The organism is Streptomyces sp. NPDC045778 (genome assembly GCF_056431945.1).
In genome coordinates, this window is sequence record NZ_JBWKJZ010000031.1 from 100143 (window position 1) to 106998 (window position 6856).

5 protein-coding genes are annotated in these 6856 nt (G+C 73.6%); 1 reads left to right on the top strand and 4 read right to left on the bottom strand.

The window, feature by feature from the left end; translation table 11 throughout:
- Positions 1-101 precede the first annotated feature (101 nt).
- Complete coding sequence (locus tag AC07GB_RS31415; RefSeq protein ID WP_478851361.1) at positions 102-1505, top strand: MFS transporter; 1404 nt, start codon at positions 102-104, stop codon at positions 1503-1505.
- Here AC07GB_RS31415 and AC07GB_RS31420 read toward each other — a convergent pair.
- The 4 genes from AC07GB_RS31420 to AC07GB_RS31435 all read right to left on the bottom strand — a co-directional run bounded on the left by AC07GB_RS31420 (position 1502) and on the right by AC07GB_RS31435 (position 5798).
- Positions 1502-2287 carry a hypothetical protein gene (locus AC07GB_RS31420; protein WP_478851363.1) on the bottom strand — a complete coding sequence of 262 codons (786 nt, stop codon included), beginning with the start codon at positions 2285-2287 and terminating at the stop codon, positions 1502-1504. The two genes, AC07GB_RS31415 and AC07GB_RS31420, sit on opposite strands and share 4 nt — an antisense overlap.
- A 3-nt stretch (positions 2288-2290) precedes the next feature.
- Positions 2291-2686: a hypothetical protein gene (locus AC07GB_RS31425; protein WP_478851366.1), complete on the bottom strand. Its 396-nt coding sequence runs from the start codon at positions 2684-2686 to the stop codon at positions 2291-2293.
- Complete coding sequence (locus AC07GB_RS31430; protein ID WP_478851368.1) at positions 2683-4563, bottom strand: hypothetical protein; 1881 nt, start codon at positions 4561-4563, stop codon at positions 2683-2685. The genes AC07GB_RS31425 and AC07GB_RS31430 overlap by 4 nt, the downstream gene beginning before the upstream one ends.
- Positions 4564-4808: 245 nt before the next feature.
- On the bottom strand, positions 4809-5798 hold the full coding sequence (locus AC07GB_RS31435; RefSeq protein WP_478851370.1) for a malate dehydrogenase: 990 nt from the start codon (positions 5796-5798) through the stop codon (positions 4809-4811).
- Positions 5799-6856: the final 1058 nt, after the last annotated feature.

Below are 6856 nucleotides of genomic sequence, written 5' to 3' on the forward strand. Positions count from 1 at the left end.
GTCACACGCAATCACTCCTTGCAGAGATTGCACTGGAAAGCAGGTACGAGCCGAGCCTACGGTGACGGTGCATCCCACCCCACCGCTCCCGAGGAGGAGCCTTGTCTTCCCCTGCCCTCAGCCACGCGCCCGTCACGGCCGCGTCACCGCCGGAGCCGACGCCCCTCAAGCGCTCCACCCTGATCGTCCTGTGCGCCTGCGTCCTCGTCGCCCAGAGCATGGTCGCGGCCATCAACCTGCTGCTCCCCCAGCTCACGTCGTCGTCCCTGCACCCGGACGCGAGCGAACTGCTCTGGACCGTCGACGCCTACACCGTCGTGTTCGCGGGCCTGCTGATCCCCGCGGGCGCGCTCGGCGACCGCTACGGCCGCAAGGGCGCGCTGCTCACCGGGCTCGGCCTGTTCGCCGCGGGCGCCACCGTCAGCGCGCTCGCCCCCGCGCCCGCCCTGCTCATCGCCGGGCGCGGCGTCTCCGGCGCCGGAGCCGCGCTGATCATGCCCGCGACCCTGTCCGTCCTGATGCGCGTCGCGTCCCCGGAGGAGAAGCCGCGCGTCCTCGCGTCCTGGGCCCTCTCGGCGGGGCTCGGCGGCCTCTGCGGGAACATCGGCGGCGGCCTCGTCGGCGAGTACCTGCCGTGGCGCGCCCTCTTCTGGATCATGCTTCCGCTCGGTGTGCTGCTCGCCCTCGCGGTGGCCCGTACGACGCCTCGTACACCCGCGTCCCGTGAGGCCCCGGCCCTGGACCCCCTCGGCACGCTGCTGCTCATCGCCGGTCTCGTCGCGGTCCTCTTCGGCATCATCGAGAGCCCCCTGTACGGCTGGACGGCGGCCCGCATCCTGGCCGCCTTCGCGGTGGGCGCGGCCCTGATCGGCGCGTTCGTCCTGCACGCGCTGCGCGCGAAGGCACCGCTGTTCGACCCGCGCGTCTTCCGCTCCGGGCGGCTGCGCGCGGCCGCCCTCGGCACGGCCGCCAGCTTCTTCGGCCTCTTCTCCCTCTTCTTCGTCAACTCGCAGTACTTGCAGTACGTGAAGGGCTACGGAGCCGCGCAGGCGGGCTTCGCCATCGTGCCGCTGACCGTCGGCATGGTGCTCGTGCCCCGGCTCGCGGCGCGCTGGTCCACGGCGCCGCGTCCCGTCGTCGGCGGCGGCCTGTTCCTCATCGGCGCGGGCCTGCTCGCCACGTCGACGGCCGACGCCTCGACGCCTTACGCCCTGTACGCCTGCTGGCTGCTCGTCATCTCGGCGGGCACCGGCCTGTGCATGCCCGCCCTGACCCTGGGCGTCGTCGCCTCCCTGCCCCCGCACCAGGCGGGCCTCGGCTCCGGTCTCAGCACCTCGTCGCGGGAGATCGGCGCGGCGCTCGGCGTGGCCGTCACGGGCACGGTCCTCGCCCACCACGGGGGCGACTTCGCGGGCGGCATGGAGTCCGCGCTCCGCGTGGTGGGTGTGGCCGTGGTCGTCGTCGCGGCCGTGGTGACACCGGGCATCGGCCGGGCCCGTGCCTAGCCCTGGGGCGGGGCGGCGGTGGGGTCGGGGCACACCCTGCCGGGCGGACAGAACCAGGCCACGGCGTTGGCGACGAGCCGCCGCACCTTGCCCCGGTCCGCGTCGGCGGGACCGTACCCCACCAGGGCGTACAGCTTGCCGTCGACCGCCTTGAACCGGTGGTCCACCACGTACCACGTGCTGACGTCCGGCTGCTCGTCCATCTGCCCCGTGAGGTAGGTGAGCCGGGCGCCCTCGCCGAGGGACTCCAGGGCCAGCTTCCGGAAGCCGGGCGACTTCGGCACCTTGGTGTCGTCCAGGAAGTCCCGGAACGACGCGTCGGGGGTCGGCTCGCTGACCTCGTACACCTGGAGCCGCCGCGTCCCGCTGAAGTTGCGGTAGTTGACGACGCCTATGTCGCCCTGCCCCGCCACCGAGGTGCGGCTCCAGCCGATCGGCACGACCACCCGGAAGCCCCGGACGTCGGTCACGGACTCGTAGCCGGCCGGCGGGCCCGTGACCGCCGTGGGCGCGTCGTCCGTCGGTGACTTCTCCGCGGGCTCGCCCGTCACGTCCTGGCTGTTCGCCGAGGACTGAGGCCCCATCAGATACGCCGTCGGCTCCGGCTCGTCCTTCCAGCCGAGCGCCCACGTGCCGAAGGCGAGGCCGCACACCGCGAGCACCGAGACGGCTCCGCGCCAGGCGGTCCGCTGACGCGCGGCGTCCTGGTCGTGGAGCGCCCTGACCTGCCGCTCGTGCTCGTGCCCCACCCATTCCTGGCGGTCGCTGTCGAAGACGCGCACGTCTCAGCCCGGGAGCTGCGGAAGCTGGGCGAGCGCCTGGAGCACGGCCGCCACCGACGCGGCCGTCGCGGTGGCGGGCGCGTACTCCGCGAGCCGGTCGCGCACCCGCGCGAGCCGCCCGGGGGCGCTGCGGCCGGTGCGGGTGATCTCGCCCTCCACGTCGGCCAGTTCGGCGTCGATGGCCTCGTCCTCGCCGGGCCGCCCGCCCTGTGCCAGGTCGCGGCGCAGGCTTCGTACGGACGCGAGGAGGTCCGCGTACTCCGGACTCGCCACGACCGTCGTGGAGTTGCTGGACACGGCGATGCCCTGGTTGCCGAAGGCCTGCGACCCGCCGCTGATCGAGTTGATGGTGACGGACGCCCCGCCGCCTGTGTCCGCGCTCTTTCCCTGGTCGCTCATACCGTGCTCTTCTCCATGTGGGTGGCCTGGCCGTGGGTGCCGGTGGCGAGTGCGCCGCCGGACATCTCGTTGATGTAGACGCCGCTGTTGTTGATCTGCGTGATGTTCTGCTCCAGGCGGTCGGTGCGGTAGTGACTGGCCCGCAGCGCGTCGCGGACGCCCTCGCCGATGCGGTCCTGGAGGGTCTTCGTGTAGCGGGCGACGTCCATCTCCTGGAACAGGGACAGCTCGTCGGTGGCGGCGAGTTCGCGCAGGGAGACCAGCGGGGCGTCCGGTGGCGCGGTACGCACCGGCAGGAGGCGGGCGCCGAGGACGCGCAGGAAGCGCACCGCGCGCGCCACCGGCCTCGCCCCGGCGTGCCGCGCGTTCTTGGCGACCGGGGCCGCCGCGGGGGACTCGTCGGCGCCGGCCGCGCACCAGTGCCGGACCGCGGCCCCGAGGGACGGCAGCGCGCGCAGCGCGCCGATGCCGAGCGCCACGCCGAACGCGGGTCCGTCCACGCACGCCCGCAGGGCGTCCCGGACCGGGCCCTCCGGCTCGCTCACCGCGACCGCGTCGGCCCTGCGGAACTCCGGCAGGACCGGGCCGAGCACGTGCGGCACCACTTCGAGCACCAGCATGCCGCCCTGCGTGTGCACCCGGACCAGGAGCGAGACGACGACCTGCTCGTTCCAGGAGCCGACGCGCAGCCGCAGGAAGTGCCGCCGGGCCTCGCCGCCCTCGCCCGCCGACTCGGCGAGGTGCCGCTCCACCGCGCTGTCGTCGTACACGCGCGCGGTCTCGTAGCCGTTGCCCGTGTACAGCTCCTCGTCGCGGCCCGCCCCCGAGGGCAGATACACGAACTCGTCGATCTCCAGATGCCGGAGCCGGTCCTTGCTGGTGTCGCCCGCGGACGTGCGCAGGGCCTTCAAGCGTGGGCCGATCATGGTGATGACGTCCCGCGCGGTCAGCGGCCCCGGGGGCCGCTGCGGCGGCACGCCGCCGTCCCGGCGCGGCCGGTCGTCGGGCTTCAGCTCCAGGACGACCGACCACGGCTTGCGGGGCTTCCCCGCCCCGACGAAGGGGCGGTTGACGTCGTAGAGGGTGAGCGGGGCCCGCTGTTCCCTGCGGACGCACTCGGCGATCCCGGCGTACCGCTCCGGCAGCTCCGGCTGGCCGGTCTCGGCGAACACCTGCCGGGCGAGCTGGGTGCGCAGCACGCGCTTGGCGCGGAACTGGTGGCGCCACACCACGACCGTGATCAGCAGCGGGAAGATCACCGGGTACGGCGTGTCGGTGATCCCGGTGAGCGCCGCGAACCAGTACGTGATGCCGAACACCCAGGCCTGCACGGTCACCAGCCAGCCGAACCGCCGCCGCAGCCAGGCGAGCACCGCGGGCAGCCGCACCGGGCGCAGCGGCTCCCCGGCGCCGGTGTCCCGGCCGGAGACGATCCGCCCGCACCACAGCAGGAACACGACCGCCGCGTACCACAGGGCCCAGCCGCCGGGCAGCAGCGCGCCGGTCGCGCCGCCGGGTCCGTCGGCGCCGCCGCCGTCGAAGGCCAGCGTCAGGGTGTCGCCGAGGGAGAGTCCCGCGTCGCCGCCCGCCGCGCGGTCGTTCGCCGCGTCCCAGGCCATCACCGTGTCGGCGGCGAGGAACCCCGCCCACACGGCGAACAGCAGCAGCGCGCTGACGATCTCCTCGCGCCGGGCGCGCAGCGCGTGCGCGAGCACCGGCAGGACGTCGGCGCCGAGCGGCGGCGCGACCGGGCGCTCGGCGTGGCCGACGAGTTCGCCGATGACGCGCCGTCGGAAGTCCGCGTTCTGCCGCGCGCCGACGCTCAGCAGGCGGGTGGATTCGGTGTGCCGGTAGTCGCGCGGTGGGTCGCCTCGCATGGCGCGAAACCGTAGTGGCCGGGCGGCGGGGCTGTCCGGGGAATCGTCCTACGTCCTTCGAAACAGTGACGGGAGAGGCGGTTGTGCCCCCCCCCAGGAACGGCGAACGCCCCCCGCGGCCGTGGTGAACGGTCGCGGGGGGCGGGTGCGTCGGCTGTGCGAGCCGTGTCGACTACGCCGGCTGAGTCAGCCGTATCGGCCGTATCGGCCGTGTCGACTGTGTCGGCTGTGTCGGCCGTGTCGGCTCAGAGGAGGCCGAGGGCGCGGACCGCCTCGCGCTCCTCCGCCAGCTCCTTGACGGAGGCGTCGATGCGGGCACGCGAGAACTCGTTGATCTCCAGGCCCTGGACGATCTCGTACTTGCCGTCCTTGGTGGTGACGGGGAAGGAGGAGATGAGCCCCTCCGGTACGCCGTACGAACCGTCGGACGGGATGCCCATGGACGTCCAGTCGCCGGCCGCGGTGCCGTTCACCCAGGTGTGGACGTGGTCGATGGCGGCGTTCGCGGCCGAGGCGGCCGAGGACGCGCCGCGCGCCTCGATGATCGCGGCGCCGCGCTTGGCGACGGTCGGGATGAAGGTGTCGGCCAGCCACTGCTCGTCGTTGACGACCTCGGCGGCGTTCTTGCCCGCGATCTCCGCGTGGAAGACGTCCGGGTACTGGGTGGCGGAGTGGTTGCCCCAGATGGTCAGGCGCTTGATGTCGGAGACGGCCGCGCCGGTCTTCTTCGCGAGCTGCGAGATCGCGCGGTTGTGGTCCAGACGGGTCATCGCGGTGAAGCGCTCCGCCGGTACGTCCGGGGCGGCGGCCTGCGCGATGAGCGCGTTGGTGTTGGCCGGGTTGCCCACGACCAGGACCTTGACGTCGTCCGCCGCGTGGTCGTTGATGGCCTTGCCCTGCGGCTTGAAGATGCCGCCGTTGGCCTCCAGGAGGTCACCGCGCTCCATGCCCTTGGTGCGCGGGCGGGCGCCGACGAGCAGGGCGACGTTGGCACCGTCGAAGGCCACGTTCGGGTCGTCGCTGATCTCGATCGAGTTCAGCAGCGGGAAGGCGCAGTCGTCGAGCTCCATCGCGGTGCCCTCGGCGGCCTTCAGCGCCGGAGTGATCTCCAGCAGGCGCAGGTTGACCGGCACGTCCGCGCCGAGCAGGTGGCCGGACGCGATGCGGAACAGCAGCGCGTAGCCGATCTGGCCGGCCGCGCCGGTGACGGTGACATTCACGGGAGTGCGGGTCATGGCGATCTCCGTAAGACAGCTGGCGGTGGGGGTCCCTGCCCCATGTGCTGGATCCCCACCGACGCCCTCGATGATCGATCTCTTGGCATCAAGAGAGATCCGCGGTCAGGCTATCGCGCCGGTTCTGGCCGGGGGCGCCGGGGAGGTGTGGCTCAGCCCACATGGCGTGGCCCTGGCGGGGGCCTGGGCTGTCGGGCCGCCCTGGCCGGGGCGGCCCTGCGCGCACTCGGCGGGGCGGGGCTCCTGGCGGGGCCTTGGGCGGTGGGTCGCCTGGCGGGGGCGGCCCTGCGCGCACTCGGTTTCCCCTTGACCGTGCTGCGCCCTGCGTGGCTGTGCGGGTGTCTGTGCCCCGGTGCCCTGCCGCGGGTTCCTGTTGAGCTGGAGGGCTCCTGTTGGCGTGCCCCTGGCGCGTACCTGCCCGCGTGCCGCTGGCCGACGGGGGTGGCGGCCGCCACCTCGGGAGAGGGGATGTGGCGGCCGCCATGGGGGTGTGACCACTCCCGTGGGGGTACGGTGCGCCTGCCCGGTGCGGGGGCGGGCATTCCCCTTCGGGCCCCTCCAATTTGGGGGCCTCCGCGGCCGCGGCCGCGCCGGGGGCTCCCCCGCCCTGGCCTCGCGGGGCCCGGCCCCGACGGGCGGTGCCGCCGCTACCGCGGCGGGCTATCCCACCCACCCACCCGAAACTCCCCGGCTTCGCCAGGCAGGGCTTCGAGCGTGAGTGCTGCTGAGCCCCACCCCGTTGTGCCCACCCCGGCTTCGCCAAGCAGAACTTCGAGCATGAGTGCGGCCGAGCCCCACCCCACTGTGCGCAATCACCCCGCAGAGCAGGACGGGCGGGCACAACCCACCCCGGCTTCGCCAAGCAGAACTGCGAGCATGAGCCCGGCCAAGCCCCACCCCACTGTGCGCAATCACCCCGCAGAGCAGGACGGGCGGGCACAACCCACCCCGGCATCGCCAAACAGAACTGCGAGCATGAGCCCGGCCAAGCCCCACCCCACTGTGCGCAATCACCCCGCAGAGCAGGACGGGCGGGCACAACCCACCCCGGCATCGCC

Excerpts from the sequence above, each read along its gene's own strand:
- AC07GB_RS31425 (WP_478851366.1), bottom strand. The coding sequence starts at position 2,686 with ATGAGCGACCAGGGAAAGAGCGCGGACACAGGCGGCGGGGCGTCCGTC.
- AC07GB_RS31430 (WP_478851368.1), bottom strand. The coding sequence starts at position 4,563 with ATGCGAGGCGACCCACCGCGCGACTACCGGCACACCGAATCCACCCGC.
- AC07GB_RS31435 (WP_478851370.1), bottom strand. The coding sequence starts at position 5,798 with ATGACCCGCACTCCCGTGAATGTCACCGTCACCGGCGCGGCCGGCCAG.